At 74.6% G+C, this 26,005-nt stretch carries 25 protein-coding genes, 1 tRNA gene and 1 pseudogene; 14 read left to right on the top strand and 13 right to left on the bottom strand.

The features are described from left to right. Positions 1–88 precede the first annotated feature (88 nt). Positions 89–547 (top strand): annotated as a pseudogene (locus ACWDBE_RS12060) (RICIN domain-containing protein); the annotation flags it as partial. Positions 548–554: 7 nt separating this feature from the next. On the opposite strand, the gene ACWDBE_RS12055 reads toward ACWDBE_RS12060, so the two are convergent. The 3 genes from ACWDBE_RS12055 to ACWDBE_RS12045 all read right to left on the bottom strand — a co-directional run bounded on the left by ACWDBE_RS12055 (position 555) and on the right by ACWDBE_RS12045 (position 3,441). Continuing rightward, positions 555–1,250, bottom strand: a complete 696-nt coding sequence (locus ACWDBE_RS12055) for a tyrosine-protein phosphatase (RefSeq protein ID WP_449788055.1) — start codon at positions 1,248–1,250, stop codon at positions 555–557. 111 nt (positions 1,251–1,361) lie between these two features. Beyond that, on the bottom strand, positions 1,362–2,123 hold the full coding sequence (locus tag ACWDBE_RS12050; protein ID WP_449788056.1) for an SDR family oxidoreductase: 762 nt from the start codon (positions 2,121–2,123) through the stop codon (positions 1,362–1,364). A 10-nt stretch (positions 2,124–2,133) separates the two neighbouring features. Further along, a complete protein-coding gene (locus ACWDBE_RS12045) occupies positions 2,134–3,441 on the bottom strand; it encodes a DNA glycosylase AlkZ-like family protein (protein WP_449807898.1) in 1,308 nt (435 codons plus the stop codon). Between the two features lie 124 nt (positions 3,442–3,565). Here ACWDBE_RS12045 and ACWDBE_RS12040 point away from each other — a divergent pair, with 124 nt between their 5' ends. The 10 genes from ACWDBE_RS12040 to ACWDBE_RS11995 all read left to right on the top strand — a co-directional run bounded on the left by ACWDBE_RS12040 (position 3,566) and on the right by ACWDBE_RS11995 (position 14,454). Beyond that, the gene (locus ACWDBE_RS12040; RefSeq protein WP_449807897.1) at positions 3,566–4,354 is read left to right on the top strand and encodes a nucleotidyltransferase domain-containing protein; all 789 of its coding nucleotides are present in this window, start codon (positions 3,566–3,568) and stop codon (positions 4,352–4,354) included. 47 nt (positions 4,355–4,401) lie between these two features. Then, positions 4,402–4,477 (top strand) — tRNA-Lys (locus tag ACWDBE_RS12035). Positions 4,478–5,011: 534 nt separating this feature from the next. Then, entirely contained in the window at positions 5,012–6,709 is a 1,698-nt protein-coding gene (locus tag ACWDBE_RS12030; protein WP_449807896.1) for an LCP family protein, read from the top strand. Positions 6,710–6,840: 131 nt separating this feature from the next. Then, positions 6,841–7,329, top strand: coding sequence for an SRPBCC family protein (locus tag ACWDBE_RS12025; RefSeq protein WP_449807895.1), 489 nt, complete (start codon positions 6,841–6,843; stop codon positions 7,327–7,329). A gap of 250 nt (positions 7,330–7,579) precedes the next feature. Beyond that, a complete protein-coding gene (locus ACWDBE_RS12020) occupies positions 7,580–8,380 on the top strand; it encodes a VOC family protein (protein ID WP_449788061.1) in 801 nt (266 codons plus the stop codon). A gap of 144 nt (positions 8,381–8,524) precedes the next feature. Beyond that, the gene (locus ACWDBE_RS12015) at positions 8,525–9,271 is read left to right on the top strand and encodes an HAD family hydrolase (RefSeq protein ID WP_449788062.1); all 747 of its coding nucleotides are present in this window, start codon (positions 8,525–8,527) and stop codon (positions 9,269–9,271) included. Then, positions 9,268–11,673, top strand: a complete 2,406-nt coding sequence (locus ACWDBE_RS12010; RefSeq protein ID WP_449807894.1) for a glycoside hydrolase family 65 protein — start codon at positions 9,268–9,270, stop codon at positions 11,671–11,673. The genes ACWDBE_RS12015 and ACWDBE_RS12010 overlap by 4 nt, the downstream gene beginning before the upstream one ends. 137 nt (positions 11,674–11,810) lie before the next feature. Beyond that, on the top strand, positions 11,811–13,523 hold the full coding sequence (locus ACWDBE_RS12005; RefSeq protein ID WP_449807977.1) for a pyruvate dehydrogenase: 1,713 nt from the start codon (positions 11,811–11,813) through the stop codon (positions 13,521–13,523). Positions 13,524–13,603: 80 nt separating this feature from the next. Next, positions 13,604–14,239 carry a helix-turn-helix domain-containing protein gene (locus ACWDBE_RS12000; protein WP_449788064.1) on the top strand — a complete coding sequence of 212 codons (636 nt, stop codon included), beginning with the start codon at positions 13,604–13,606 and terminating at the stop codon, positions 14,237–14,239. Between the two features lie 32 nt (positions 14,240–14,271). Further along, positions 14,272–14,454, top strand: a complete 183-nt coding sequence (locus ACWDBE_RS11995; protein ID WP_449788065.1) for a DUF6126 family protein — start codon at positions 14,272–14,274, stop codon at positions 14,452–14,454. A gap of 96 nt (positions 14,455–14,550) precedes the next feature. Here the strand turns inward: ACWDBE_RS11995 and pdxR are convergent, their stop codons facing one another. Then, complete coding sequence (pdxR, locus tag ACWDBE_RS11990; RefSeq protein WP_449788066.1) at positions 14,551–15,981, bottom strand: MocR-like pyridoxine biosynthesis transcription factor PdxR; 1,431 nt, start codon at positions 15,979–15,981, stop codon at positions 14,551–14,553. Between the two features lie 131 nt (positions 15,982–16,112). On the opposite strand from pdxR, the gene ACWDBE_RS11985 reads away from it, so the two are divergent. Beyond that, on the top strand, positions 16,113–16,823 hold the full coding sequence (locus tag ACWDBE_RS11985; protein WP_449807893.1) for an alpha/beta fold hydrolase: 711 nt from the start codon (positions 16,113–16,115) through the stop codon (positions 16,821–16,823). Here ACWDBE_RS11985 and ACWDBE_RS11980 read toward each other — a convergent pair. From ACWDBE_RS11980 to ACWDBE_RS11970, 3 genes are all read right to left on the bottom strand, one after another. Then, on the bottom strand, positions 16,808–17,725 hold the full coding sequence (locus ACWDBE_RS11980) for an undecaprenyl-diphosphate phosphatase (protein WP_449788068.1): 918 nt from the start codon (positions 17,723–17,725) through the stop codon (positions 16,808–16,810). The two genes, ACWDBE_RS11985 and ACWDBE_RS11980, sit on opposite strands and share 16 nt — an antisense overlap. 98 nt (positions 17,726–17,823) lie before the next feature. Beyond that, positions 17,824–18,039, bottom strand: a complete 216-nt coding sequence (locus tag ACWDBE_RS11975; RefSeq protein ID WP_449788069.1) for a hypothetical protein — start codon at positions 18,037–18,039, stop codon at positions 17,824–17,826. 108 nt (positions 18,040–18,147) lie between these two features. Further along, positions 18,148–18,930, bottom strand: a complete 783-nt coding sequence (locus tag ACWDBE_RS11970; RefSeq protein WP_449788070.1) for an NRDE family protein — start codon at positions 18,928–18,930, stop codon at positions 18,148–18,150. Between the two features lie 141 nt (positions 18,931–19,071). Here ACWDBE_RS11970 and ACWDBE_RS11965 point away from each other — a divergent pair, with 141 nt between their 5' ends. Further along, complete coding sequence (locus ACWDBE_RS11965) at positions 19,072–19,572, top strand: carboxymuconolactone decarboxylase family protein (protein ID WP_449788071.1); 501 nt, start codon at positions 19,072–19,074, stop codon at positions 19,570–19,572. Then, positions 19,569–20,393: an isocitrate lyase/PEP mutase family protein gene (locus tag ACWDBE_RS11960; RefSeq protein ID WP_449788072.1), complete on the top strand. Its 825-nt coding sequence runs from the start codon at positions 19,569–19,571 to the stop codon at positions 20,391–20,393. Before ACWDBE_RS11965 ends, ACWDBE_RS11960 begins: the two co-directional genes overlap by 4 nt. A 130-nt stretch (positions 20,394–20,523) precedes the next feature. Here ACWDBE_RS11960 and ACWDBE_RS11955 read toward each other — a convergent pair whose 3' ends face one another. From ACWDBE_RS11955 to ACWDBE_RS11930, 6 genes are all read right to left on the bottom strand, one after another. Further along, entirely contained in the window at positions 20,524–20,784 is a 261-nt protein-coding gene (locus ACWDBE_RS11955) for a hypothetical protein (RefSeq protein ID WP_449788073.1), read from the bottom strand. Positions 20,785–20,827: 43 nt separating this feature from the next. Then, positions 20,828–22,045 carry a cytochrome P450 family protein gene (locus ACWDBE_RS11950; protein WP_449807892.1) on the bottom strand — a complete coding sequence of 406 codons (1,218 nt, stop codon included), beginning with the start codon at positions 22,043–22,045 and terminating at the stop codon, positions 20,828–20,830. Between the two features lie 1,321 nt (positions 22,046–23,366). Further along, positions 23,367–24,002, bottom strand: a complete 636-nt coding sequence (locus tag ACWDBE_RS11945; RefSeq protein ID WP_449788075.1) for a GTP-binding protein — start codon at positions 24,000–24,002, stop codon at positions 23,367–23,369. Further along, entirely contained in the window at positions 23,980–24,327 is a 348-nt protein-coding gene (locus ACWDBE_RS11940; protein WP_449788076.1) for a DUF742 domain-containing protein, read from the bottom strand. The genes ACWDBE_RS11945 and ACWDBE_RS11940 overlap by 23 nt, the downstream gene beginning before the upstream one ends. Next, positions 24,324–24,737, bottom strand: a complete 414-nt coding sequence (locus ACWDBE_RS11935; RefSeq protein ID WP_392881869.1) for a roadblock/LC7 domain-containing protein — start codon at positions 24,735–24,737, stop codon at positions 24,324–24,326. The genes ACWDBE_RS11940 and ACWDBE_RS11935 overlap by 4 nt, the downstream gene beginning before the upstream one ends. Next, positions 24,721–25,983 (bottom strand): ATP-binding protein, encoded by a 1,263-nt coding sequence (locus ACWDBE_RS11930; RefSeq protein ID WP_449788107.1) that lies wholly within the window; start codon positions 25,981–25,983, stop codon positions 24,721–24,723. The genes ACWDBE_RS11935 and ACWDBE_RS11930 overlap by 17 nt, the downstream gene beginning before the upstream one ends. Positions 25,984–26,005: the final 22 nt, after the last annotated feature.

The following is a 26,005-nucleotide window of genomic DNA, read 5'->3' as shown; positions in this document are numbered from 1 at the left end:
CGCCGCAGCATAGGGGGCGCAGCCGGTCCGGTGGAAACTCCTCCGCTTCCCCGGCCGTACGGGGCCTGTCGGTGCCCGGTGGCAGACTGCGAGCGTGACGGATTCCGAGATCACCGACGGCAACTACCTCGTCCGCAACGTCGGCAGCGGCCTGCTGCTGCAGGTCGCGGGCGCCTCCCGGCGCGGCGGTGCCCGGATCGTCCTCGGCGCGGACGACGGCGGCGACGCCCAGCTCTGGCGCCTCACCGCCGTCCACCCGGGCGGCGCGCTGTTCCACATCGAGAACGTCCACAGCGGCAAGCGCCTGGACGTCACCGGAGCCTCGACGCAGGACGGCGTCCGGATCCAGCAGTGGTGGGCGAACGCCTTCGGCGCCCAGGAGTGGCTGCTGGAGGCCCACGTCGACGCCCCCGGCACCTACACGGTCAGCAGCTTCATCAGTGGCAAGCCCCTGACGGCGGGCGACGCCCCGGACGCCGACGTCCACCAGCACGAGGACGTCGACGCCCCGACCCAGTGGTGGTGCTTCGAGCGCCGGGCGGGCTGAGTTCCGCTCAGTCCGACAGGTGGGCGCGGACGGCGTCGAGTTCGGCGTCCGTCGTGCCGTGGTGGCGGAGGTAGTCGGGGACGGTGCCGTGGTGGTCGTGGATCCAGGCCAGGGAGGAGGCCAGGAGCTCGGCGTCGACCGGGCGGGAGAGGCGCTCGGTGCCGGTCTCGTCGAAGTACGGGATGGGGCCCTTGTCGAGGCCGAGGCCGATGTTGGAGAGCAGGAAGTCGGCGGTGATCTCGGCCTCGGAGGCTCCCAGCAGGGACTGGAGGACGGCGATGGTGAGCCCGGTGCGGTCCTTGCCGACGGCGCAGTGGACGACGGCGGCCAGCGTGTCCGGCGTGGCCAGGCGGCGCACGACGGCGGCGATCGAGGGGCCGGCCGTCTCGGCCATGAAGGGGTAGAGGGCGGCCTGGTCCTCGGGCCAGGGCCGGTCGCCGTTCCTGGGGTGCGGGGGCAGGGTCGGCAGGTTGACGGCGCCGTGGTCGAGGCCGTGCCGCTGGTCCGGCCAGGACTCCAGCTCGTACGCGCTGCGCAGGTCGAACACCGTCCGCAGGCCGAGGGCTTCGAGCCGCCGGGCGCCCTCCTCGGTGAGGGTGTGGAAGGACCCGGAGCGGTACAGCACGCCCCGGCGGAGAGCGCCGATCCCGCCCGCGTCACGGAAGTTGCGCACCCCGGGGATGTCGATGAAGGCGTCGGTCATGGCCACCACCGTACGGGCGGGGGCGTACCGGCGGAAGGAAACCGGAGCGGGCCGTCCGGTGGCGGGACGACGTCGGCCGAAACCGCTCCCGGCCGGGGCGGAGCGGGCTGCTCAGCGCCCGCCCGATACCTCCAGGAACGCCCCCGTGGTGTACGAGGCCGCCGGGGAGAGCAGGAAGAGGATCGCCTCGGCGACCTCCTCCGGCTGCCCGCCGCGGCGCATCGGCAGGTTCGGCGCGACCCGGTCGACCCGGCCGGGCTCGCCGCCGAGCGCGTGGATGCCGGTGTGGATCAGCCCCGGCCGTACCGCGTTGACCCGGATGCCCTCGGCGGCGACTTCCAGGGCCAGGCCGCGGGTCATCGAGTCCACCGCGCCCTTGGCGGCCGCGTAGTCGACGTACTCGTTCGGCGAGCCGATCCGGGAGGCGGCCGAGCCGACGTTGACGATGGCGCCGCCGCGCCCGCCGTACCGGGTGGACATCCGGCGGACGGCCTGCGCCGCGCACAGGAACGGGCCGGTGATGTCGGCGGCCCAGATCCGGTTCAGCCGGTCCTCGTCGATCTCCTCCAGCCGGCACTGCTTCTCCAGCGTGCCGGCGTTGTTCACCAGCCCGGTGAGCGGGCCGAGTTCGTCGTCGACGGTGGTGAACAGCCGCTCCACCCCGGCGGTGCGGGAGACGTCGGCGCGGACCGCGAGGGCGGTGCCGCCCTCGGCCCGGATCGCGTCCACGACGGCGGCCGCCGAGGCCTCGTCCGTACGGTAGTTGACGCAGACCCGGTAGCCGCGGCGGGCGGCCAGCAGGGCGGTGGCGGCACCGATGCCGCGGCTCGCGCCGGTGATGATCAGGACCTCGTCGGTCGGGGTGGTCGGCATGGCCCGTACGCTACCCGGCGGCCGGGCCCCGGACACCCGCGGCCGGACGCTGGACGCCCGCGGTCGGACCCTGGACACCCGCGGCCGGGCCCCGGGCACCGGGGGCCCGCGCGGCCGCCTCCCGCAGGGCCGCGATCTTCGGGGCCCGGCTCTTCGGCGAGTCGAGGCTGAAGCCGCGGGCGTCGCCCAGGTCGTCCCGGACGAAGGCCTCGGTGCGGGCGACCGCCTCCCGCAGGGCGTCGTCGAGCGGGACGAAGGGCAGCAGGACCAGCTCGGAGCGCTCGGTGTCGTACTCCCAGAGGCCGACGATCCGGCCGCGGTCGAGCACCACGTGGGTCTGCGGGTCCGCCTCGGTGCCGAAGACCCGCCTGGCCCGGCCGGTGGGCAGCGGGCGGGCGGCGTCGGCGGGGTCGAGCAGCCGGGGCAGGTCGCGGTGCAGCAGGTGGATGCCGTCGATGCCGGAGAGCAGGGTGTAGTGCGGCTCGTCCGGCACCTCGAACCCGGCGAACTCCTCGGCGAGTCCGGGCGGCAGCAGGAGTTCCGAGCCGGGCCCGAGCGGTACCAGGCCGGCCTCGGCGACGGCCCGGCGGGCGGTGGCGGCGGTGAAGCCGGAGAACCAGCGGAAGTGCCGCAGGGTGGCCGGGCCGGCCCAGGAGAAGTAGCGGTGGGCGAGGTCGACGGCGTCCCCGGCGACCGGCTGGTCCCAGCCGACGTAGCCGTAACGCTGCTGGTCCAGACGGCCGTTGACGGGCACCCGGCGGATCCGCCCGCGGGACTGCATCAGCCCGAGGGCGAGCGGCAGGGTGCTGGTGAGGCCGCGCCTGCGCCCCGCCTCGCCGAGCGGTCGGACGGCGTCGCCGACCGCCTCCCGGATCGCCGCGGGGGCCAGCGGCCGGTGCTCGGACAGCACCCGCTCGACGGCCAGGCAGAGCTTCTCCACCTCGTCCCGGCCGATCCCCAGGTGCTTCTCCGCTGCCGCCAGTTCGCCCGCCGGCGCGGCCGCCCCGGCGGCCAGTCCGAGCGCGAAGTCGGCGGCCGGCAGCACGTAGGTGCAGCCGCGCGCGGACGGCAGCTCGTGCACCTCCAGCCGGGCCACCGCCGCGTCCACCGCCGCTCGCCCGAGCCCGGCCCGGGCGAACAGGCCCAGGTACGGCGCCGCGCCGCCCACCGAGCGGGCCCACCCGGTGGCAGCCAGCACCTCGGCGACACCGGCGCCGGGGTGCGGGCGGTCCAGCCACTGCCGGTGCGACCACCAGGCGCGCAGCTTGGCGGTTTCGGCGGCTTCCGGGGGTCCTTCGGTGAGCGGGTCGTGCTTCATGGGCCCAGTATCGGCGGCCGGACCGGCCCCGGACGGGAATTCGTTTCCCGGGCGCGGCCCGCTGCGACGAGGATGCCGGAACGAGGATGCGCTGCCCGCCCGTCCGTCCGAGAGGAGCCCGCCGATGCCCCCTGCCCCCGCCGCCCCCGCCGTCCCCGCCGCCCCCGATGTCCCCGGCACGGTGCTGCTCTCCGGCATCGTCGGTTCCACCGCGTACGGCTTCGCCCACGCCGGCTCCGACATCGACCGGCTGGGCCTGTTCGCCACCCCCACCGAGGAGTTGCACGGCCTGGCGCGCCCCGCCGAGTCCCATGTCGGCACCGCGCCCGACCTCACCCTGCACGAGGCCGCCAAGTGGTGCCGGCTGGCGCTGAGCTGCAACCCGACCGCCTCCGAACTGGTCTGGCTGCCGCAGGAGCTGTACGAGGTCCGCACCCCGCTCGGCGACGAACTGGTCGGCCTGCGTGCGTCGTTCCTCAGCGCGCCCGCCGTACGGAAGGCCTACCTCGGCTACGCCGACCAGCAGTTCCGCAAACTGCTGAGCCGCGACACCACCGACCCGGCCACCCGCCACCGGGCCGCCAAGCACGCCCGGCACCTGGTCCGGCTGGTCGAGCAGGCCGTCCGCCTGCACGAGACCGGCCGCAACCTGATCCGGCTGCCCGACCCCGAACGCGTCCGCGAGCTCGGCGAACGCATCGCCGACCGCCCCGCCCTCGCCGAGGGTCTGCTCGCCGGGGCCGCCGATCGCCTCGCCCGCCCCGGCGTGCTGCCCGCCGCGCCCGACCCGCGTCCCGCCGAGTCCTGGCTCCGCCGGGTCCGCGCCGCCCACTACACCCCGCCCCGGGAACCGCTCCACAACCCCGGCACGCCCGGGCAATCCACTGGCGGAGCCCTGGGCCCCACCGGGTAGGATCGCCGTGGTCCTCCCGCCCGGAACTCCGGGCGCGCAAGGGCCGCGGGCCACTAGCTCAATTGGCAGAGCTGCGGACTTTTAATCCGTAGGTTCAGGGTTCGAGCCCCTGGTGGCCCACCACGAGCGAGGCCGGATCGGGCGATCTCCGATCCGGCCTCCTCCGTTCTCCGGCGCGGTTCGCTCCGCCTGCGGACCGTGCCCAACTCCCTTTCCCCGCCGCGGCCTTGCGGATCCCGGTGCGCCGCGGGCCGCTCCGGTGCCGCCGCGGAAAGGACGGGGGCCGCGGGGGTGCCGCCGCCACGACGCCCACGGGGCGTGCCCGTGGCCGGATTTCGGCGTCGGCCCGGCGCCGGTGGAGTCCGGTGGAGTGGCATGGGTCACGTCGAAATGGGGCGGTTTCAGCCGTTCTGTAGGGATGTTGCCTACCGATTGGTGGGGTTGTTCGAGGGGCGAGCGTCGGTGATCGCGTCGGGCCTAAATATGATCGGAAGCCACGATCGTCGGTTAGTGGTGACGGTCGTATGTGCAACCTGGGAACGGTTCGGGCCGTCTCTCTGTGTGCGGTGCGCCGGATCGTCAGGGGCGTCGCTTCCGTCGGTGAAAGGTACGCGCATGTCAGGTCGGAGGGGCGAGAGCCCGGCTCGGGGTGGTGACGTGCCCAAGACGGAAGACGCCACGGGCTCCGTACCCGGACCGCGCGGCGGCGGCCGGGCGGAAGCCCGCCGTGCCGCCCAGGGCAAGGGTGGTGCTCCGGCGGCCGCGGGCGGGGGCCGGGCCGCGGCGCGCAAGAGCGCCAAGCCCAAGAAGAACGTGAAGAAGATCGTCGCCTGGTCGACGGCGGGCGTGCTGGTGGTCATCGCCGGTGTCGGCGGCGCGATCTACTTCAAGCTGAACGCCAACATCAAGTCCTTCGACGCCGACGCGATAGCCCGCAACCGCCCGCCGGAGGCGCAGGCCGACGCGGACGGCAACAAGCCGGTCAACGTGCTGCTGATCGGCTCCGACAGCCGTGGCAAGAACAACTCCGACCTCGGCGGCGGCGAGGACGGCGGCGCCCGCTCCGACACCACGATCCTGCTGCACGTCTACGCCGACCACAAGCACGCCGTGGGGATCTCGATACCCCGCAACGCCAAGGTCGAGCTGCCCTCCTGCAAGCTGCCCAACGGCAAGTGGACCAAGGGCGGCAACACCGACCTGTTCAACGCCGCGTTCTCGATGGGCGGCAGCGACGACGGCAACCCGGCCTGCACCCAGAACACGGTGGAGAAGCTCACCGGCATCCGCGTCGACCACACCCTCGTGGTCGACTTCAACGGTTTCGCCTCGATGACCTCGGCCGTCAACGGCGTGGACATCTGCCTGCCGAAGCCGATCTACGAGGGCGACATCAACCCCAAGCTGCCCAAGAAGGGCTCGGTCGTCCTGCCGCAGGGCAAGCAGACCGTGGAGGGCCAGAAGGCGCTCGACTACGTCCGGCTGCGCCACGGCATCGGCGACGGCTCGGACATCGGCCGGATGAAGCGCCAGCAGGCGTTCCTCGGCTCGCTCGCCACCAAGATCAAGAAGGAGGGGATGAATCCCACCACCCTCCTTCCGCTGGCTGACGCCGCCACCAAGTCCCTGGTCGTCGACCCGGGCCTGGACTCCGCCGACAAGCTGCTCTCCTTCGGCCTGTCGCTGAAGAACATCGACATGCACGACCTGAAGTTCGTGACGGTGCCCTGGCGTTACCGCACCCAGGACCAGGACCTCGACATCGTCCAGGCGGACGCCAGCAAGCTCTGGGCGACCCTCAAGGCCGACCAGACCATCGACGGCCAGAACGCCACCGGCCAGCAGCCGGACGCCCCGGTCGAGGGCACCAGCCCGGCCCCGCAGCCGCCCGCCGCGCCCACCACCACGGCCGCCCCGGCCGGGGACACCGCCAACTCGGCGATCAGGGTGGCCGTCTACAACGGAACGACCTTCAACGGCCTGGCCGGCAAGGCGACCGAGCAGCTGAAGGGCGCCAAGTTCGCCGCCAGCACGGCGGGCCAGGCGGCGAGCACCAAGTACAAGGCCACCACGATCGAGTACGGCTCCGGGCAGAAGGCGAACGCCGAGAAGGTCGCCGAGCTGTTCCCGGGGGCCGGCCTGGAGCCCAGCAGTGCCCGGGGCATCTCGGTGATCGTCGGCCAGGACTTCGCGGCCGCGATGGGGATGGCCTCGGGTGCCCCCGCGGGCGGCGCGCCGTCGGCCGCCCCGGGCGTCCCGACGCCCCCGCCGCCGCTCCCGACCACCATCACCAACGAAGCCCGCTCGGCGGACGACGACATCTGCGCGAACACGTCGTACGGCAGCGGCGGCTGACCGGCCCGGCCGGAACACGCGACCACGGGGACGACCCCCGGGCCGGCGCCCTCCGGGGCGCGCGGGCCCGGGGGTCGTGCCATGGTGGGCCCAGGGCGGGGACCCAGCGGCCACCGCGAAAGGCGGACCCCATGCCCGAGATCGCCCTCCAGCTCGACATCGCCGCGCCCCGGGACGTGGTGCTCGCCGCGCTCACCACGCACGACGGGCTGACCGCCTGGTGGACCACCGGGGCGGACCGGGACGGCGACGTCCTGCTGTTCGACTTCCCCGACGTCCCCGAGCCGTTCCGGCTGCGGGTGGAGCGCGCCGACCGGGACCGGGTGGTGTGGACCAACGCAGGCTCCTTCCCGCCGCACTGGGCCGGCACCTGGATCAGCTGGGAGCTGGCCGACCAGCCCGCGGCGCCCGACCAGCCCGCCGCGCCCGAGGGGCAGCCCGCCGCCCCCGAGCGCACCCGGCTGCTGTTCCGGCACGGCGGCTGGCAGCCGGGCAGCGAGGGCGGCGTCCCGGCGGTGGCCGGCACCTGGGCCGAACTGCTGGTCCGGCTCAAGGACTACGCGCAGAGCGGCAAGGTGCAGCCCTACTTCGTCACCGCGCACCGCCACGACGCCCCGTGAACACACCGCGGACGCCCCGTGACGGACCGGCCGCCGGTCGCCCGCCAGGGCGCCGTCCGGTGGCGGGATCGCGGCGGCGGGCCGAAGGTGGCGGTGTACCGCCGTCCTCCCGGCCGGGCCGCACCCCCACCCGGCCCGGTCGGGACGGACGGCCCGACCACCCCGACAGCCCAGACGGCCGGACGGCTCAGGCCACCCCGACCGCCCCGACCACCACAGCCGGCCACCACCGCCTCCGGGAGGCCCAGCAATGCCCGTAGTCACCGATCCGTACACGCCCGGCACCCCGTGCTGGGTCGACCTGATGGCGAGCGACCAGCAGGCCGCGCTCGACTTCTACCGCGACCTGTTCGGCTGGCAGGGCGAGGTCGGCCCGGCCGAGTTCGGCGGCTACGCCGTGTGCACGCTCAACGGCCGGCCGGTCGCCGGGATCATGGCGCAGATGGCGCCCGAGGGGCAGCCGGTGCCGCCCGTCGCCTGGACCACCTACCTCGCCTCGGACGACGCCGACGCGGCCAGGACGTCCATCGCCGAGGCAGGCGGCACGATCCTCTACGACCCGATGGACGTCGGCACGATCGGCCGGATGCTGGTCGCCGCCGACCCGACCGGCGCGGTGTTCGGCGTCTGGCAGGCGATGGACTTCATCGGCGCGGGCGTGGTCAACGAGCCCGGCGCGCTGGTCTGGAACGAGCTCAACACCTCCGACACCGGCGCGGCCGGCCGCTTCTACCAGCCGGCCCTCGGGCTGCGCCCGGCCACCATCCAGGGCATGGAGGGCTGCTTCTCGCTCAACGTCGGCGACCGCACGGTGGGCGGCATGCAGGGGATCCCCGACTACCTGGCGCCCGGCACGCCCTCGCACTGGATGACCTACTTCTCGGTGGACAGCACCGACTCCACGGTGGACGCCCTGGTCAAGGCCGGCGGCTCGGTGATCCAGCCGGCCTTCGACATGCAGTCCGGGCGGATGGCGGTGGTCCAGGACCCGCAGGGCGCGGCCTTCGCGGTCATCGAGGCGCCCGAGGCCCAGATGCCCGACTCCCCGTAACGGCCGCCGTGGCCCGCCCCGCCCCGGCCGGTCGATCGACCCGGGCCCGCCGACCGACGGGCCCGCGGCCGGAAGCCGCCCTTCCCGCGACGCGCCGCCGGGAAATGGGCGGCTTCCCCCGCTTTCCCGGGTAAGACTGCACCCATGCTGGGGCTACCGGACGACATCCGCGCTTTCCTCTTCGACCTCGACGGGGTGCTCACCCAGACCGCGAAGGTGCACGCCGCGGCCTGGAAGGACACCTTCGACGCCTTCCTGCGCGCCGAAGCCGCCCGCGGCGGCGGGCAGTTCGTCCCCTTCGACGCCGTCACCGACTACGACACCTACGTGGACGGCCGCCCACGCCTGGACGGCACCCGCGCGTTCCTGCTCAGCCGGGGGATCGAACTGCCCGAGGGCACCCCGGAGGACCCGCCCAACTCCCGTACCGTGCAAGGGATCAGCCGGGCCAAGAACGACACCGTGCTGCGGCTGATCAGGGAGCGGGGCGTCCGGCCGTACCAGGGCTCGGTCGACTACGTGCACCGGCTGCGCGCGGCCGGGCTGCCCAGCGCAGTGGTCTCCTCCAGCGCCAACTGCCGCGACGTGCTGCGGGCGGCCGGCATCGAGGAGCTGTTCGAGGTGATCGTCGACGGCAACGTCGCCAAGGCCGAGGGCCTGCCCGGCAAGCCCGCCCCCGACACCTACCTGTACGCCGCCCGCGCCCTCGGCGTCGAACCCGCCCACGCCGCGGTCTTCGAGGACGCGCTCGCCGGGGTCGCCTCCGGCCGGGCCGGCGGCTTCGGCGCGGTGGTCGGGGTGGACCGCACCGGCCAGGCCGCCGAACTGCGCCGGGACGGCGCCACCGTGGTCGTCCGGGACCTCTCCGAACTCCTGGGTGGTGAGTCGTGAGCCCGGAGGCCAACTTCACGATCGATCCGTGGCAGATCACCGAACAGGGCCTGGACCTGGCCTCGATGGCCCGCGCCGAGTCCGTCTTCGCGCTCTCCAACGGGCACATCGGCCTGCGCGCCAACCTGGACGAGGGCGAGCCGCACGGCCTGCCCGGCACCTACCTCAACGGCGTCTTCGAACTGCGCCCGCTGCCGTACGGCGAGGGCGGCTACGGCTACCCGGAGTCCAGCCAGAGCGTCATCAACGTGACCAATGGCAAGATCATCCGACTGCTGGTGGACGACGAGCCCTTCGACCTGCGCTACGGCGAACTGGTCAGCCACAAACGCTGGTTGGACTTCCGGGAGGGCCTGCTGCACCGCGAGGCCGAGTGGACCTCCCCGGCCGGGCGGACGATCAGGGTGCGCTCCTCCCGGCTGGTCTCGCTCACCCAGCGGGCCATCGCCGCCGTCGAGTACAGCGTCGAGGCGGTGGACGGCCCGGTGCGGATCGTGCTCCAGTCCGAGCTGGTCGCCAACGAGCAGCTGCCCGGCGGCCCCGAGGGGGACCCGCGAGCCGCCGCCGTGCTGGAGGCGCCGCTGCAGCCCGAGGCGCACCACGCCAGCGCCACCAAGGCCGTCCTGGTGCACCGCACCCGCTACAGCGGCATCCGGGTCGCGGCCGGGATGGACCACGTCATCGAGGGCCCGGAGAAGTCCGACACCGTCGCCGAGGCCGAGGCCGACCACTGCCGGATCAGCGTCACCACCGTGCTCGAGCCCGGACAGCGGCTGCGGCTGGCCAAGTTCGTCTCCTACGGGTGGTCCGGCACCCGCTCGCTGCCCGCCCTCCGGGACCAGGTGGAGGCGGCCCTGACCGCCGCCCGGTACACCGGCTGGGACGGGCTGGTCGCCGAACAGGCCGAGTTCCTCAGGGAGTTCTGGGAGACCAGCGACATCGAGATCGAGGGCGACGTCGAACTCCAGCAGGCCGTCCGGTTCGCCGTCTTCCACGTCCTGCAGGCCGGCGCCCGCAGCGAGGAGCGGGCCATCCCGGCCAAGGGGCTGACCGGCCCCGGCTACGACGGGCACAGCTTCTGGGACACCGAGACCTTCGTCCTGCCGGTGCTCACCTACTGCCTGCCAACCGCCGTCAACCAGGCCCTGCGCTGGCGGCACAGCACCCTGCCGCTGGCCCGTGAGCGGGCGATCCAACTCGGTCTGTCCGGCGCGGTGTTCCCGTGGCGGACGATCCGCGGCGAGGAGTGCTCCGGGTACTGGCCGGCCGGCACCGCGGCCTTCCACATCGGCGCCGACATCGCCGCCGCCGTCGCCCGCTACGTCCGGGCCACCGGGGACGCGGAGTTCGAGCGCGAGTACGGGCTCGAACTGCTCGTCGAGACCGCCCGGATGTGGCGCTCGCTCGGTCACCACGACGTGGCCGGGAGGTTCCGCATCGAGGGCGTCACCGGCCCCGACGAGTACAGCGCCGTCGCGGACAACAACGTCTTCACCAACCTGATGGCGCAGAGCAACCTGCGCGCCGCCGCCGAGGCCGCCGTCCGCCACCCGCACGAGGCGGCCCTGCTCGGCGTGGACACCGAGGAGACCGCCGCCTGGCGCGACGCGGCCGCCGCGATGTACATCCCGTACGACGAGGACCTCGGCGTCCACCCGCAGGCCGACGGCTTCACCCACCACCAGGTCTGGGACTTCGAGCACACCCCGCCGGAGAACTACCCGCTGCTGCTGCACTACCCGTACTTCGACCTGTACCGCAAGCAGGTGGTCAAGCAGGCCGACCTGGTGCTCGCCATGCAGGTCCGCGGCGACGCCTTCACCGACGAGCAGAAGGCCCGCAACTTCGCCTACTACGAGCGGCTGACCGTCCGGGACTCCTCGCTCTCCGCCTGCACCCAGGCGGTCATCGCCGCCGAGGTCGGCCAGCTCGACCTCGCCTACGACTACACCGCCGAAGCCGCCCTGATGGACCTGCACGACCTCGGCGGCAACACCCGCGACGGCCTGCACATGGCCTCGCTCGCCGGGGCCTGCATCGCCCTGGTGGCCGGCTTCGGCGGACTGCGCGACCACAGCGAGACGCTCTCGTTCCGGCCCCGGCTGCCCTCCGGGCTGATGCGGCTGAGCTTCTCGCTGCTGGTGCGCGGCCACCTGCTCGGTATCGAGATCACCCACGAGGCGACGACGTACACCCTGCGCCGCGGGGAGGTCCTCCACCTGTGGCACGACGGCGAGGCGGTGCAGGTCAAGACCGGCGCCCCGGTCACCGTGCCGACCACCGTCCCGCCCGCCCAGGAGCGGGTCGCCCAGCCCCCGGGCCGGGAACCCGCCCGCCGCCAGCCCCAGGCCGGCCTCGCGGCGGGCAAGCTCGGCCAACAGGACCACCTGGCGGCCGAGTAGTCCGCGCCCCGGCCGTCCCTTCCACCCCGGGTCACTCCTTCGGCCCGCCCCGGCTGCGCCCCCGACCTCCCCGGCGGAGGGTGCAGGTGTCCCGTGGCGACCGAAGGAGTGCAGCCGTGCCCAGCGTGGCCGAACAGATGGTGGAGGTGCTCCGGCAGGCCGGGGTGGAGCGGGTCTACGGGGTCGTCGGCGACAGCCTCAACCCCGTGGTGGACGCGATCCGCCGGGCCGACGGCATCGGCTGGGTGCACGTGCGCAACGAGGAGGCCGGCGCCTTCGCGGCCGCCGCCGAGGCCGAGCTCTCCGGCCGGCTCGCGGTCTGCGCCGGCTCCTGCGGCCCCGGCAACACCCACCTCGTCCAGGGCCTCTACGACGCCCAGCGCAGCGGCCTGCCCGTGCTGGCGCTCGCCTCGCACATCCCGTCCGGGCAGATCGGCACCGGCTTCTTCCAGGAGACCCACCCCGAGCGGGTGTTCACCGACTGCAGCGCCTGGTGCGAGATGCTCTCCACCCCCGCCCAGCTGCCCCGCCTGCTGCGGGTCGCCATCCAGCACGCGCTCGGCTCGCACGGCGTCTCGGTGCTCTCCTTCCCCGGGGACGTCGCCGCGCTCCCCGCCGCCGCGCCCACCGGTACCAGCCACTTCCTCACCGAGCAGGCCGTCGCCGCGCCGCCCTGGTCCCAGGTGCAGGAACTGGCCCGGCTGCTCAACGCGGCCCGCAAGGTGGTGCTGTTCTGCGGCGCCGGGGTGCGCGACGCGCACGCCGAGGTGACGGCGGCCGCGCAGGCCCTGAACGCGCCGATCGGCCACTCCCTGCGCGGCAAGGAGTGGATCCAGTTCGACAACCCGTACGACGTCGGCATGAGCGGCCTGCTCGGTTACGGGGCCTGCCACGAGGCGCTGCACTCCGCCGACCTGGTGGTGCTGCTCGGCACCGACTTCCCGTACGACTCCTTCCTGCCGCAGGCGCACACCGTCCAGGTCGACCACGACGCCACCCGGCTCGGCCGCCGCACCGCCCTCGACCTGGCCGTCCACGGCGACGTGGCCGCCACCCTGCGGGCGGTGCTGCCGCTGCTGGACGCCAAGTCCGACCGGGCCTTCCTGGACGGGATGCTGCGCAAGCACGTCCGGGCGCTGGAGGGCGTGATCGGGGCGTACACCCGGGACATCGAGAAGCACCTGCCGATCCACCCCGAGTACGTCGCCTCGGTGCTCGACGAGGTGGCCGCCGAGGACGCCGTGTTCACCGTGGACACCGGCATGAACAACGTCTGGGCCGCCCGGTACCTCCAGCCCAACGGCCGCCGCCGGGTGATCGGCTCCTTCCTGCACGGCTCGATGGCCAACGCCCTCCCGCACGCGATCGGCGCCCAGCTCGCCTGCCCCGGGCGGCAGGTGGTCGCGATGGCGGGCGACGGCGGGATCGGCATGCTGCTCGGCGAGCTGCTCACGGTGGCCAAGCACCGGCTGCCGGTGAAGACGGTGGTCTTCAACAACGGGGCGCTCGGCATGATCAAGCTGGAGATGCTGGTCTCCGGCTACCCGGAGTCCGAGATCGACAACGGGGACGTGGACTACGCCGGGATCGCCAGGGCGATGGGCATCCAGGCCAAGCGGGTCACCGAGCCGGCCCGGGTCCGGGAGGTGCTGGCGGAGGCGCTGGAACGGCCGGGCCCCGCCCTGGTGGACGTGGTCACCGACCCCAACGCGCTGTCCATCCCGCCGCACATCACCGCCGCCCAGCTGAAGGGCTTCGCGCTGGCGGCGAGCAGGACGGTGCTCTCGGGCGGCGTCGGGCGCATGATCGACCTGGCGCGGAGCAACCTGCGGAACATCCCGCGGCCGTGAGCGCGGGGCCGCCGGGGGCTACGGTTTGCCTCCCGGGCAAAATTCTTGCCCCTACGGCACGGCGGGTGTCCACTGGACACATGACCAGCAGCTCCACCGGTGCCGCCGCCACGGGCGAACAGCTCGACGACCAGGAGGTCGCCGGCCTCGCCGCCCGCCTTCGTGAGCACCGGCTCAGCAGCCGCCTCACCCTGGAGGTGGCCGCCGGGAGGGTCGGACTCTCCCCAGCCTATCTGTCCCGGCTGGAGACCGGCCGCCGGCAGCCCTCGCTGCCCGTCCTCCTCGGCCTCGCCCGCGCGTACGGGACCTCGGTCTCCGGCCTGCTCGGCGAGACGCTGGCGGAGCCCGACCCGATCGTCCGCGGCGGCGCCATCGAGCCCGGCCGGGCCGGAGGCTGGGGCTACCGCCGGGCCGGCGCCCCCGGCCGCGCCATGCAGGCCCTGCGGGTGCACGTCCCGCCGGGCGTGCAGGACGCGGTGGTCCGGGTCCACCCCGGCGAGGAGTGGCTGTACGTCCTCAGGGGCGCGCTCCGGGTCACCCTCGGGGACCGCGTCCACCACCTCGCGGTGGGCGACTCGGCCCACTACGACTCGCTGACCCCGCACTGCATCGCCGCGGAGTCGGACAGCGGCGTCGAACTGCTCTTCGTCCACACCCTGCTGCAGAGCCCCGGCGGCGAACTCTGCCTCGGCGGCGGCCCCGCCGCCCTGCACTGACCCGCCGTCAGAACACCCCGGAGGAGATCACCATGGCCGATCCCGCCACCACCACCACCGTCGCCCCCGACACCGCCGCCGGCCCGAAGACCATGGACGCCGGCAAGTGGGCCAACAAGCGGATCTACCTCCGCCTGCTGATCTACACCGCCGGGGGCCACCTCTTCGCCGGCTTCATCATCCTCCTGTTCGAACTCGGCAGCCGCAACAAGTAGTTCGCCCCCGACGTCCGCCCGCCCCCACCCCCGAGGGAGGCGGGCGGACCGCCGTTCCCGAACCAGCCCCCCGGCAGGCCCCGGCGGCGTTCCCCCCTACGCCCCGCGCAGCAGCTCGCAGAGGGCCCGGACCGCCGCCGGGAAGGCGTGCTCCGGCGGGGTGCCGTAGCCGATGACCAGGGCGGGCGGGGCCTCGGTGGTGGGCGGGGTGGCGCGGTGCCAGGTGAGGCCGTTGAGGGAGAGGCCGGCCTGCCGGGCGCGGGCGAGGAGCTCGGGTTCGGGGGTGGAGCCGGGCGGCAGCTGGAGGACGGCGTGCAGGCCGGCCGCGATGCCGGTGACCCGGACGTGCGGGGCGTGTTCGGCGAGCGCCGCGACCAGGTGGTCGCGGCGGCGCCGGTAGTGCAGCCGGCAGCGCCGCACGTGGCGGTCGTACGTGCCGGAGGTGATCAGCTCCGCCAGTGTCAGCTGGTCCAGCACCGGGGACATCGTGTCGGCCAACGCCTTCAGCCGGGCGACCGGTTCGACCAGCGCGTCCGGCAGGGCCAGCCAGGCGATGCGCAGGCCCGGCGCGAGGCTCTTGGCGGTCGTCCCGGCGTACACCACCCGCTCCGGGTCCAGCGCCTGCATCGCGCCGAGCGGCTGCCGGTCGTAGCGGAACTCGCCGTCGTAGTCGTCCTCGATGACGTACCGGTCCTGCTCCCGCGCCCACCGCACCGCCTCCGCCCGCCGGTCGGCGGACAGCGCCGCGCCGGTGGGGTACTGGTGGGCGGGGGTGAGCAGGACGGCGCCGGCCCCGGCGTCGAGCCGGTCGACCAGGGCGCCGTCCCGGTCCAACGGCACCGGGGCGGTGGTGAGTCCGGCGGCCCGGACGGTCGCGTGCTGCGGCGGCAGCCCGTACTCCTCGACGGCCAGCGTGCGGGCGCCGCGCTCCCGCAGGGCGGCGCAGAGCAGGGCGAGGCCCTGGGTGACGCCGGTGCAGACGAGCAGGTGGTCGGGGTCGGTGCGCACACCGCGCACGCGGGCCAGGTAGTGGGTGAGTGCCTGCCGCAGTTCGATCCGGCCGAGCGGGCTGCCGTAGTCGAGGGCCTCGTGCGGTGCGGTGGCGAGGGCGCGGCGGGCGGCGGCGAGCCAGGCGGTGCGGGGGAAGAGCGAGAGGTCGGGCCGGCCGGACATCAGGTCGTGGCGGGCGGTGGGCCGTTGCTGTGCCGACCGGGCGGCGGGCCGCCGCCCGGGGGCCGGTTCGGGCACCGCCTGCCGGGCGACGGTGGTGCCTGAGCCCTGCCGGGAGCTGAGCCAGCCCTCCGCGGTGAGCTGTCCGTACGCCTCGACGACGGTGTTGCGGGCGATGCCGAGGTCCTCGCCGAGCGCCCGGGAGGACGGCAGCCGGGTGCCGGGGGCGAGCCGTCCGTCCTGGACGGCCTCGCGCAGCGCGTCCTCCAGGGCGGCCCGCAGTCCGGTGCCGGCGGCCCGCCGTTCGGTGAGGTCCAGGTGCAGGTCGCCGCCGAAGGTGGTCCAGGAGGTGCTCACGGCCCCATTCTCGCCCGGCCGTCCGGAGGCCTCGGCATCACGGAGTCCGGGGCGGCCGTCACACTTCCTCCACGGGGTGTTTCCCGGTGCGTCCGGGGCCGCTGTCGTACCCGCGCGCTACCGTGCCGCCCATGGCGAACTTTGTGCTGGTGGCGGGGGCCTGGCTCGGGGCCTGGGCGTGGGACGGGGTCGTGGCGGAGCTGCGCGCGGCCGGGCACGGGGCGTACCCGCTGACGCTCTCCGGGCTCGCCGAGAGGCGCGGCACGCCCGCCGGGCAGCAGGCGCACGTGGCGGACGTCGTCGCCGAGGTGGAGCGGCTGGACCTGCGCGACGTGGTGCTGGTCGGGCACAGCTACTCGGGCATCCCGGTGGGCCAGGCCGCCGAGCGGATCGGAGACCGGCTGGCCGGGCTGGTCCTGGTGGACGCCAACGTGCCGGTGGCGGGGGAGTCCTTCGCCGACCAGATGCCGGAGCCGGCCGCGCTGCGGGCGGACCTCGCCGCGCACGGGGGCTGGTGGCCGCCGCTGCCGCCGGCCGAGTTCGCCGGGCAGGGGCTGACGGTCGGGCAGATCAACCGGGTGGCCGCCGGGGCGACCCCGCACCCGGGCCCGTCGCTGACCGAACCCGCCGTCCTGGCGGGCCCGTTGAGCGCGCTCCCGACGGTGTACGTGAAGTGCCTGCTGGACTGGCCGGAGCCGCCGCCGGTGGCCGCCGAGCTGATCGCGGCGGGCCACTGGCGGCTGGTGGAGCTGGACACCGGGCACTGGCCGATGTTCTCCCGTCCGGCCGAACTCGCGCGGATCCTGGCCGGGGCCGGGAGCCGGGTTCAGAGCGACAGGTAGACCGCGCTGCCGACGCCCGCCACGAAGCAGTAGAGCGCGAACGGCGTCAGGCTGCGGGTCTCGAAGTACCTGGTGAGGAACCGCACCGAGACGTAGCCGGCCGCGAAGGCGGCGACGCTGCCCGCGAGGACCGGGCCGAGCGCGCCGGAGTTCTCCGGCTTGAACAGCTCGGGCACCTTCAGCACCGAGGCGGCCAGGATGACCGGGGTGGCGAGCAGGAAGGAGAACCGGGCGGCGTCCTCGTGGTGCAGTCCGCGCAGGATGCCGGCGCTCATGGTGACGCCGGAGCGGCTGATGCCCGGGAACAGCGCGAGGATCTGCGCGGCGCCGATCCAGGCGCCCTGCCCGTAGCCCAGCCTGGTCAGCCGGCGGTCGGAGGCGATCGCCGGGTCCACGCCCGGCTCGTCGGCGGACGCCGCGTGCCCGGCCCGGCGGCGGCCGGTGCCGCCGCGCTTGAGCCGCTCGGCGCCGAGCAGCACGAGCCCGTTGAGGGCGAGGAAGACCGCGGCGGGGACGGGCTTGCCGAGGGCGTTGCGCAGCGCCTTCTCCAGCGCGAGGCCGGCCACGCCGACCGGGATGGTGGAGAGGACGAGCAGCCAGGCGAGCTTCTCGTTGCGGCTCTTCACCCGGCGGTGCCGGACCGAGCCGACCAGCCCCTCGAGGACCCGAACCCAGTCCTTGCGGAAGTGGACCACCAGCGCGAGCGCGGTGGCCAGGTGCAGGGCGACCAGGGCGGCGAGGTACGAGGAGCCCTCGGCGGTCATGTCGAGGTCGTGCTGGATCCTCCCGCCGACCAGGGCGGGCAGCAGGATGCTGTGGCCGAGGCTGGAGACCGGGAAGAGTTCCGTCACGCCCTGGAGCAGGCCGACGCCTATCGCTTCCGGGTAGGTCAGGGTCGACATCGCGCACCTTCGCTCGGGGGTCGGTGGCCGGCCGGATCCGGGGCCCTCGCGAAGCTACTACGCGCATGTAGACGTTCGCCAACCCCGCCGTCGGAAGTTCACCGACCGTACGGCTGCGGGACACCGTGGCCGAGGTGTCCGAGCAACACCGCTGCCACGGTGGCCAGGACGGTGGCGGACGGGACGGCCCGGTGCGCCGCGTCGCCGAGCAGCACGACGGCGGTGACCGCGGCCGGTGTGCCCGCCAGCGGCAGGGCGACGGTGAGTACGGAGAGCAGGTGGCGGTGGCGGTGCGGGCGGTCCGGACGGGTCACGGCGGGGCTCCTTCGGGCTCGACCCGCGCCACGATGCCGCCTACCGCGACGTCAGGTTCAAGTCCTTTTCTCCGCCGCCACCCGCCGTCGGTCCGCCACCACCCGCCGTCAGCCCGCCGCGACCCGCCGCCAGCCCGGCCCGTCCGCGCGCACCGGCGCGGCCGCGAAGTCGTAGCGCAGCAGGTCCGGTCCGAGCGCGAGCAGCGAGATTGACGAGGAGCCCCAGATCCGCCCGTCGCCGAAGTCCCGCCGCTGGACCAGCGCGGCGTCCGCGTCCGGCGCCAGCCCGTCCCCGGCGACGACCGGCAGCCAGTCGCCCCAGGCCGTCGCGGCCGGCCCGTCGGCGGTCGGCTCCGGCCGGGGCTCGGCGGTGAGGCGGGCGCGGAAGTGGGCGGCCCGCGCGGCCATCAGGGCGCGGATCCGCGCGGAGGCGGTCCGGCCGGCGGCCAGGCCCTCCAGCCCGTCGTTGAGCACCACGCTCAGGCCGGTCGGCAGTTCGCGCTCCTCCATCCGTCCGCCGTTCCAGCTGGACACCCGGGCGCCGTCGGCCCGGACCAGGACGAGGTGGAACGGGTCGTACGGGGTGAGGTCCAGGTGGCCGATCCCGTTCTCCCGGACGGCGGTGAGCGGCAGTCGGCCGCGGGTGCGCCGGGCGTCGGCGGGGGCGAGCGGGCCGAAGCCGTTCAGCAGGCAGGCGGCGGTGCGCCGGTCGGGGTCGACGGCCAGCCAGGTGCCGCCGGCCGCGAGGTCCAGGCCGCCGAGCAGTTCGGGCCGGTCCGGCCAGTGGTGGTCCGGCGGCAGCCAGGCCCGGCCCAGGTACTCGTCCCGGACGGACAGCAGCAGCACCGGGACGGCCGCTTCCGGCTCGATGCTGACGAACGCCGTGCACACGGCCGTGCCCCCTGACCTCGTCCTGTCGGCGATCTCCTGCCAGCGATCCTCGCACGGCCGTTCGTACGCCGGAAGTGGCCCAAGGAACGGATGGCCGATCGCACCAGGACGGCGGGCCGCCGCGCTCCTAGGCTGGCGGCCATGACGACGGACGAGACGACGGACGAGACGACGCGTACGAACCAGGGCCCGGTGCCCGCCCCCGAGCAGCGGCTGGAGATGTTCAAGCTGGCCCCCGCCTACTACCAGGCGATGATCGCCGTGGAGCGGGCCTCCCGGCAGGGTCTCGACCCGCTGCTCGCCCACCTGGTCAAGGTGCACGCCTCGATGATCAACGGCTGTGCGTTCTGCATCGACATGCACTCCACCGAGGCCGAGAAGGTCGGCGAGCTGGACCACCGTCTGCTCTCCCTCCCTGCCTGGCGCGAGACCCCGTGGTTCACCGCCCGCGAGCGCGCCGCCCTGGCCCTCACCGAGTCGATCACCCTGGTGGCCCAGACCCACGTGCCGGACGACGTCTACGCCGAGGCCGCCGCGCAGTTCGACGAGACCGAGCTGGCCCAGCTGATCGCGCTGATCGCCACGATCAACGTCTGGAACCGGCTCAGCATCGCCACCCGCATGAGCCCGGCGGCGAAGTGAGCGCCGCCGATCGGAGCGTCCGGCGGGAGAAGGCCGGGCTGCTGCGCGAGCTGCACCGCCCGGGCGAGCCGCTGGTGCTGGCGAACGCCTGGGACGTGCCGAGCGCCCGGCTGGTGGCCGGCGCAGGGGCGCGCGCGGTGGCGACGGCCAGCGCGAGCGTGTCCTGGTCGCTCGGCAGCGCGGACGGCGGCGGCGCGGACCGAGAGCAGGTGCTGGCCCGGACGGCCCAGATCGTCCGGGCGGTCGACCTGCCGGTCACCGCGGACCTGGAGGGCGGCTACGCGGACAGCGCCGCCGGGGTCGGCGAGACGGTCGCCGGGCTGCTCGCCACCGGCGCCGTCGGGGTGAACCTGGAGGACGAGGGCCGCCCCCTGGAGGAGGCCGCCGAACGGATCGCGGCCGCCCGGGCCGCGGCGGACGCGGCCGGTGTGCCGCTCTTCGTCAACGCGCGCACCGACGTGTTCCTGCGCGGGATCGGCGCCCCGGAGGGCCGGCTGGACGAGGCGGTCCGCCGGTTGCGGGCGTACGTCGAGGCGGGTGCGGACGGGGTGTTCGCCCCCGGGGTGTCCGATCCGGAGACCATCGCCGCCCTGGTCGAGGCCGTCCCGGCGCCGCTGAACGTGCTGGCCGGTCCCGGCGCCCCTGCGGTCGCCGAGCTGGCGAAGCTCGGGGTGGCCCGGATCAGCCTGGGCCCCGGCCTCGCCGAGGTGGCGTACGCGGCGGTCCGCCGGGCCGCCGAGGAGGTGTACGGGAGCGGCACGTTCACCGCGCTCGCCGAGGGGCTGAGCTACCCGGAGCTCAACCGGCTGTCCGCGGGCTGAGTGCCGACCACCGTGGCCGTCCGCCGCGGGGGCCCGGCACCGTGGGCCGAAGGAAGCGGCCCGACGGCCGTGGGCGGCCGGCCGTTCGGGGGTCGGCCGGCCGCCCACGGGTCGAGCACCCGAGCGGCCGTCAGTTCAGGACGTGCCCGCTGAGCCCCGGGTGTTCCATCTGGTTGTCCCCGATCGCCTCGATCTCGTTGGCGGCCTTTCCGACCACCGGAAGCTTGCCGGCGGTCTTCAGGGCGAGGTCGGCCGGGGAGAGGGAGAGCCCGTCGGTGAGCCCGCCGGTGACGTCCGGCGAGGCGGCGGTCTGGGTCGTGGCGGAGGCCGCCGGGACGGCGAGGGCGAGGCCCGCCATGGTGAGGGCGGCCAGGGTGGCGAGTTTCTTCATGCCCTGCCGAACGACCCGGACCGCCCTCAGGTAACCGGCGGGATCAGACCGTCACCCACAGGGTGCGCACGCTGTTGCTGACGAACGAGGCGATCGGCTCGTCGGTCCTGCCCTCCGCCGGGGCCAGCCCCGGGAAGCGGGCGAACAGGTGCCGCAGCGCCGTCTCGGCCTCCAGGCGGGCGAGCCCGGAGCCGAGGCAGAAGTGCGGGCCGTGGCCGAGCGACAGGTGCCTGGCGGGCTGCCGGGTGAGGTCGAAGCGGTCCGCGTCCGGGTGGTGCCCGGAGTCCCGCCCGGCCGCCGCGTACGAGGCCAGCAGCGCCTCGCCGCGCCGGATCACCACGTCGCCGACCTCGATGTCCTCGATCGCGTAGCGCAGCGGGAACTGCCCGACCGGGGAGTCGTAGCGCAGCGTCTCCTCGACCACCGCCGACCACGGCTGCTCCCCGTCCAGGACGAGCCGCAGCTGGTCCGGGTGCGCGAGCAGGGCGCGGACGGCGTTGGTGATCAGGTTGAGCGTGGTCTCGTGCCCGGCGACCAGCATCAGCAGCAGGGTGCCGACCAGCTCGGCCTCGCTGAGGCGGTCGCCCTCATCCCGGACGGCGATCAGGTCGGAGGTCAGGTCGTCGCCGGGCTCGGCCCGCTTGGCCGCCACGACCTTGGCCAGCAGCGCGTTCAGGCCCCGCTGCGCGGCGACGGCCGCCGCCGGGGTGGCCGAGCTGGAGACCATGGTGTCGGACAGCTCGTGCAGCTCGTCCTGCTGCTCCAGCGCGAGGCCGAGCAGCTCGCCGATCACCTGCATCGGCAGCGGGTAGGCGAAGTGCCGCCGCAGGTCGAACTCGCCCTCCAGCTTCGCGACCTCGTCCAGCAGCGCGATCGTCCGGGCCTCGATGGCGGGGGCCAGGCCGGCTATCCGGCGCGGGGTGAAGGCCTGGGAGACCAGTCCGCGCAGCCGCCGGTGGTCCTCGCCGTCGGCGGTGACCATGCCGGGGACGGCGATGAAGTTGAGCAGCGGCCAGCCCTCCGGCAGCCGTCCCTCCCGGAAGGTGTTCCAGAGCCGGGCGTCCTTGCCGACCCTGGGGTCGGCCAGCAGCGACTGGAGGGTGTCGTGGTGGGTTACCGCCCAGACCACCACCCCGCCAGGGAGCTCCACCAGGACCGCGGGGCCGGCCGCGCGGAGCCGGGCGTTCTCGCCGTGCTGGTCGCGGCCGAAGGGGTCGAGCCTGACGGGCTCGGCGCGGGTTCCGTCGTCGGTGGTGTCCATGCGGGCCTCTCGGGGGCTGGCGGACGGGGTGGGGTGAAGGCGCTGTAGAGCACCGGAAGGGCGTTCAGGGCCCGCGCCCACGGGGACGGGCGCCAGGTCAGGTCACCGGCCGGTACGGCCAGTTGGAGGTCGGGGAGGCGGTGCAGCAGGGTCTCGACGGCGGTCTCGACGATGATCCTGGCCGGCTGCTGGGCCGGGCAGACGTGCTTGCCCGCGCCCCAGGCGAGGTGGGCCCGGTTGCCGCCCAGCGAACCCTGCGCGGCGGCCGAGGCGCCCTGTGCGGCCGGGTCGGCGTTGGCCGCGGCCAGACCGAGCACGAGCAGGTCGCCGGCGCTGATGTACTGACCGCCGAGGACGGTGTCGCTGGTGGCCCAGCGGCCGGGGAAGTTCTGCGTCGGCGGGTCGCGCCAGAGCACCTCCTCCAGCGCGTCGGAGACGGTCAGCCGCCCGCCGGTGAGGGTGGCCCGGAAGCGCCGGTCGGTGAGCAGCAGCCGCAGCGTGTTGCCGGTCCAGCCGATGGTGGTCTCGTTCCCGGCGACCATCATCACCACCAGGTGGTGCACCGCCTCCTCGTCGGTCAGCGCGGCCGGGTGGGCCAGCAGCCAGGAGGTGAGGTCGGCGCTGGGCTCGGTCCGGCGGCGGCGCACCAGGTCGACCAGGATCGCGTGGAACTCCTCGTTGGCGCGCACCGATTCGGCGCCGCTGTCGGAGATGTCGTTGATCAGCCGGATCAGGTGCGGACCGGCGTCGGTGGGCAGGCCGAGCAGCTGGGTGAAGACCAGCAGCGGCAGCCGGTTCGCGTACTGGGTGACCAGGTCGGCGGTGCCGTCCGGGCCCCAGCTGTCGATCAGCCCGTTGGCGGCGGCCTCGGTGGTGCCGCGCAGCTGCCGGTGGTCGATCTGGGCGAGGGTGTCGGCGACGGCGGTGCGCAGCCGCTGGTGCTCGGCGCCGTCCAGGTTGAGCACGGTGGGGCGCCAGGCGGTCATCGGCTGGAGCCGGGAGTCGGGCGCCAGCCGGCCCTCGGCGGGCACCCGCCAGCGCCGCGAGTCCTTGGAGAACAGTGCCTCGTTGCGGGTGAGTTCGAGCAGCTCGGGGTAGCCGATGACGAGCCAGGCCTCGACCCCGGGCTCCAGCTCGATCGGTGCGACCGGCCCGTAGCGCTCGCGCAGCCGGGCGTACAGGCCGTGCGGGTCCTCGGCGAGGGCCGGGCCGTACAGCGGGGTCAGCGGCACGCCCACGGGCAGCCCGCCGGGCAGGCTGCCGCCGTGGGCGACGGGGCACCCGCCGGAGGTGCCGGGGGGCACGGGGTGTTCGGGAGCGGTCATCGCTGGAGCTCCAGGATCGAGCTGCGGTGCAGGTGGTCGACGAAGTCGATCAGCAGGTCGTAGGACTGCCGGCGGTCGCGCGCGTCGCAGTGCAGGATCGGCACCTCCGGCAGCAGGTCCAGCGCGGAGCGCAGCTCCTCCTCCGGGTAACTCGGCGTGTTCGGGAAGGTGTTGACCGCGACCGCGAACGGGATGCGCTGCTCCTCCAGCCGGCCGAGCACGTCGAAGCTCTCGTCCGGGCGGCGCAGGTCGACCATGGCGATGGCGCCGAGCGCGCCGCGCGACAGGTCGTCCCAGAGCGGCCAGAACCGCTGCTGCCCGGGCGTGCCGAACAGGTACAGCGCGAGCCGGGAGTTGAGCGTGATCCGGCCGAAGTCCAGCGCCACCGTGGTGGTGGTCTTGCCGGGGCGCCCGGTGAGGTCGTCCACGCCGGCGCTGGCGGCGGTCATGGTCTCCTCGGTGCGCAGCGGGGTGATCTCGCTCAGCGAACCGACCAGGGTGGTCTTGCCGACCCCGAAAGGACCGGTGACCAGGATCTTGACCGCGCCCTGCACCGAGGAGGGCAGGTACTGCGGCCCGTCGGTGGACCCGGCGGCCCCGGGGACGGCTTCAGCGGAGTTGGCGGAGGCCAACGAGCACCTCTTCCAGGAGGGTTGCGGGCAGGCGTTCGGCCTGCGGGACGGGAGGGAGCACCTGCACGGCACCGAGGTCCCACAGGTCCCCGACCAGCACCTTGACGACGCCGAGCGGCAGCCTCAGGTGGGCCGCCACCTCGGCGATGGACAGCAGGCTGTGGCAGAGGTCGAGGATGCGCCGGTGTTCGCGGTTCAGCAGCTCGTGCTCGGGCAGGTCCGGTGGTTCGGGTGACGCGCTGACCAGGCTCTCCACGGCCAGCTCGGCCCGGGTGGAGCGGCTGCGGCCACCGGTGATGACGTACGGCCGGACCGGCCCGCTCACCGGTGGCCCCCCGCCGCGTGGTCGACGCGCGGCGGGCTGGTGAGGTGGGTGCCGATCCGTTCGACCAGGACCTGCATCTGGTAGGCGACCAGGCCGGCGTCGACCGCCTCGCTGGTCACCACGGCCAGGTGGGCGCCGGCACCGGCGGCGACGACGAAGAGGTAGCCGCCGCCGTACTCGATGATGATCTGTCGGGTGGCGCTGCCCGGTCCGCCGAAGCCCGTCGCGACGCCGCGGGCCAGCGACTGCAGTCCGGAGCAGGCGGCGGCGAGCCGTTCGGCGTCGTCGCGCCCGATGCCCTCGCTGCGGCCGATCTCCAGGCCGTCGTTGGAGACGACGACGGCGTGCTGGACCTGCGGGACGGCGATGATGTCGGCGAGCAGCCAGCCGAGATCAGGGGTGGTGGTCATGGAACTCTCCGGAGCGCTGGGGAAGTCGGGGGGAAACGGGCGGGGAAGGGTCGAACTGGGCCTGGGCCCGGGCGGCGGACCGGCCGCTGGCGGTTCCGGCCTGGAACATCGCCATGAACGCCTGCGCGTCCCGGGCCGAGCGGTAGGGCGGCGCGGGCGGCGGAGGGGGAGCGGCGTGCTGGGCCGGGCGGCTGTTGCGGTCGCGCCGGTGGCTCCGGCGGGGCAGCGGGGGAGGGGTGCCGTCGGCGGCGTGCCGGCCGGTCGGTGGGGTCTCCACCAGGGGGTGGCCGGAGGGAGAGGCCGGCGGGGGGCCGGGGTTGAACGCGCGGTCGTCCGGCCCGAGGCCGGGGACGGTGGGCGGCAGCGGCTCGGTGAGCAGCGCGTTCGGGAGCAGCAGGACGACGCGCACGCCGCCGTACGGCGAGGGCGCCGAGCTGAGCGTGACCCGGAAGCCGTACTGCTCGGCGAGCCGGCCGACCGCGGCCAGGCCCAGCTGCGGCACCTCGCCGAGCCGGGAGACCTCCAGGGTGCTGCCGCCGGCCAGTGCGGCGGCGGCCTTGGCGACGGCCTGTTCCGGCATGCCGACGCCGCCGTCGTCGATCTCGATGACGGCGCCGTTGTGCACGGGCACCAGGGTGACGAACACCTGGGTGCTGGGCGGGGAGTAGCGGGTGGCGTTGTCCAGCAGCTCGGCGATCGCGTGGATCAGCGCCTCGGCGGCGGCGCCGACCACCGCGGTCTCGATCCGGCTGCGCACCACCACGCGCTGGAACGGCAGGATGCGCGACTGGGCGCCGCGGACGACGTCCTCCAGGGAGACCGGTTCCGGCCAGTGCCGGCCGGCCCGCGCGCCGCACAGCACGGCCAGGGTCTGGGCCAGCCGGGCCTGTTGGGCGGCCGCGTGGTCGGCCTTGAGCAGGCCCTCCAGCAGCGCCGGGTCGTCGTGGGTGCGCTCCATCTCGTCCAGCAGCGCCTGCTGGTCGTGGGCCATCACCAGGATCCGGCGGGCGACGCTGAGGAAGGCCCGCTGGGTGGAGGCGGTGTGCTCCTGCTCCTGCTGGACGGCGGCGAGGTCGGCGCCGCGGCGGGAGAGCTCGGCGGCCAGCTGTTCCTGGACGGCGGCGAGTTCGCCCTGCAGACGGTCGGCGCGGCCGCGCTGGGTGACGGACACGGCGCGGTAGCGCGCGGCGGCCACGAGGGCGAGGACGGCGAGCACGCCGGTTGCCGTTACGGACCACTGAGTCATCGTCACGCGGCGAATTCTAGGG

It is taken from the genome of Kitasatospora sp. NPDC001132 (assembly GCF_053598415.1).
This window is presented reverse-complemented; position numbering and strand designations above follow the sequence as displayed.

Excerpts from the sequence above, each read along its gene's own strand:
- ACWDBE_RS12040 (WP_449807897.1), top strand. The coding sequence starts at position 3,566 with ATGCCCCCTGCCCCCGCCGCCCCCGCCGTCCCCGCCGCCCCCGATGTC.
- ACWDBE_RS12020 (WP_449788061.1), top strand. The coding sequence starts at position 7,580 with ATGCCCGTAGTCACCGATCCGTACACGCCCGGCACCCCGTGCTGGGTC.
- ACWDBE_RS12045 (WP_449807898.1), bottom strand. The coding sequence starts at position 3,441 with ATGAAGCACGACCCGCTCACCGAAGGACCCCCGGAAGCCGCCGAAACC.
- ACWDBE_RS11985 (WP_449807893.1), top strand. The coding sequence starts at position 16,113 with ATGGCGAACTTTGTGCTGGTGGCGGGGGCCTGGCTCGGGGCCTGGGCG.
- ACWDBE_RS12025 (WP_449807895.1), top strand. The coding sequence starts at position 6,841 with ATGCCCGAGATCGCCCTCCAGCTCGACATCGCCGCGCCCCGGGACGTG.
- ACWDBE_RS12000 (WP_449788064.1), top strand. The coding sequence starts at position 13,604 with ATGACCAGCAGCTCCACCGGTGCCGCCGCCACGGGCGAACAGCTCGAC.
- ACWDBE_RS11965 (WP_449788071.1), top strand. The coding sequence starts at position 19,072 with ATGACGACGGACGAGACGACGGACGAGACGACGCGTACGAACCAGGGC.
- ACWDBE_RS11930 (WP_449788107.1), bottom strand. The coding sequence starts at position 25,983 with ATGACTCAGTGGTCCGTAACGGCAACCGGCGTGCTCGCCGTCCTCGCC.
- ACWDBE_RS11955 (WP_449788073.1), bottom strand. The coding sequence starts at position 20,784 with ATGAAGAAACTCGCCACCCTGGCCGCCCTCACCATGGCGGGCCTCGCC.
- ACWDBE_RS11935 (WP_392881869.1), bottom strand. The coding sequence starts at position 24,737 with ATGACCACCACCCCTGATCTCGGCTGGCTGCTCGCCGACATCATCGCC.
- ACWDBE_RS11950 (WP_449807892.1), bottom strand. The coding sequence starts at position 22,045 with ATGGACACCACCGACGACGGAACCCGCGCCGAGCCCGTCAGGCTCGAC.
- ACWDBE_RS11980 (WP_449788068.1), bottom strand. The coding sequence starts at position 17,725 with ATGTCGACCCTGACCTACCCGGAAGCGATAGGCGTCGGCCTGCTCCAG.
- ACWDBE_RS12055 (WP_449788055.1), bottom strand. The coding sequence starts at position 1,250 with ATGACCGACGCCTTCATCGACATCCCCGGGGTGCGCAACTTCCGTGAC.
- ACWDBE_RS11995 (WP_449788065.1), top strand. The coding sequence starts at position 14,272 with ATGGCCGATCCCGCCACCACCACCACCGTCGCCCCCGACACCGCCGCC.
- ACWDBE_RS12005 (WP_449807977.1), top strand. The coding sequence starts at position 11,811 with ATGGTGGAGGTGCTCCGGCAGGCCGGGGTGGAGCGGGTCTACGGGGTC.
- ACWDBE_RS12050 (WP_449788056.1), bottom strand. The coding sequence starts at position 2,123 with ATGCCGACCACCCCGACCGACGAGGTCCTGATCATCACCGGCGCGAGC.
- ACWDBE_RS12015 (WP_449788062.1), top strand. The coding sequence starts at position 8,525 with ATGCTGGGGCTACCGGACGACATCCGCGCTTTCCTCTTCGACCTCGAC.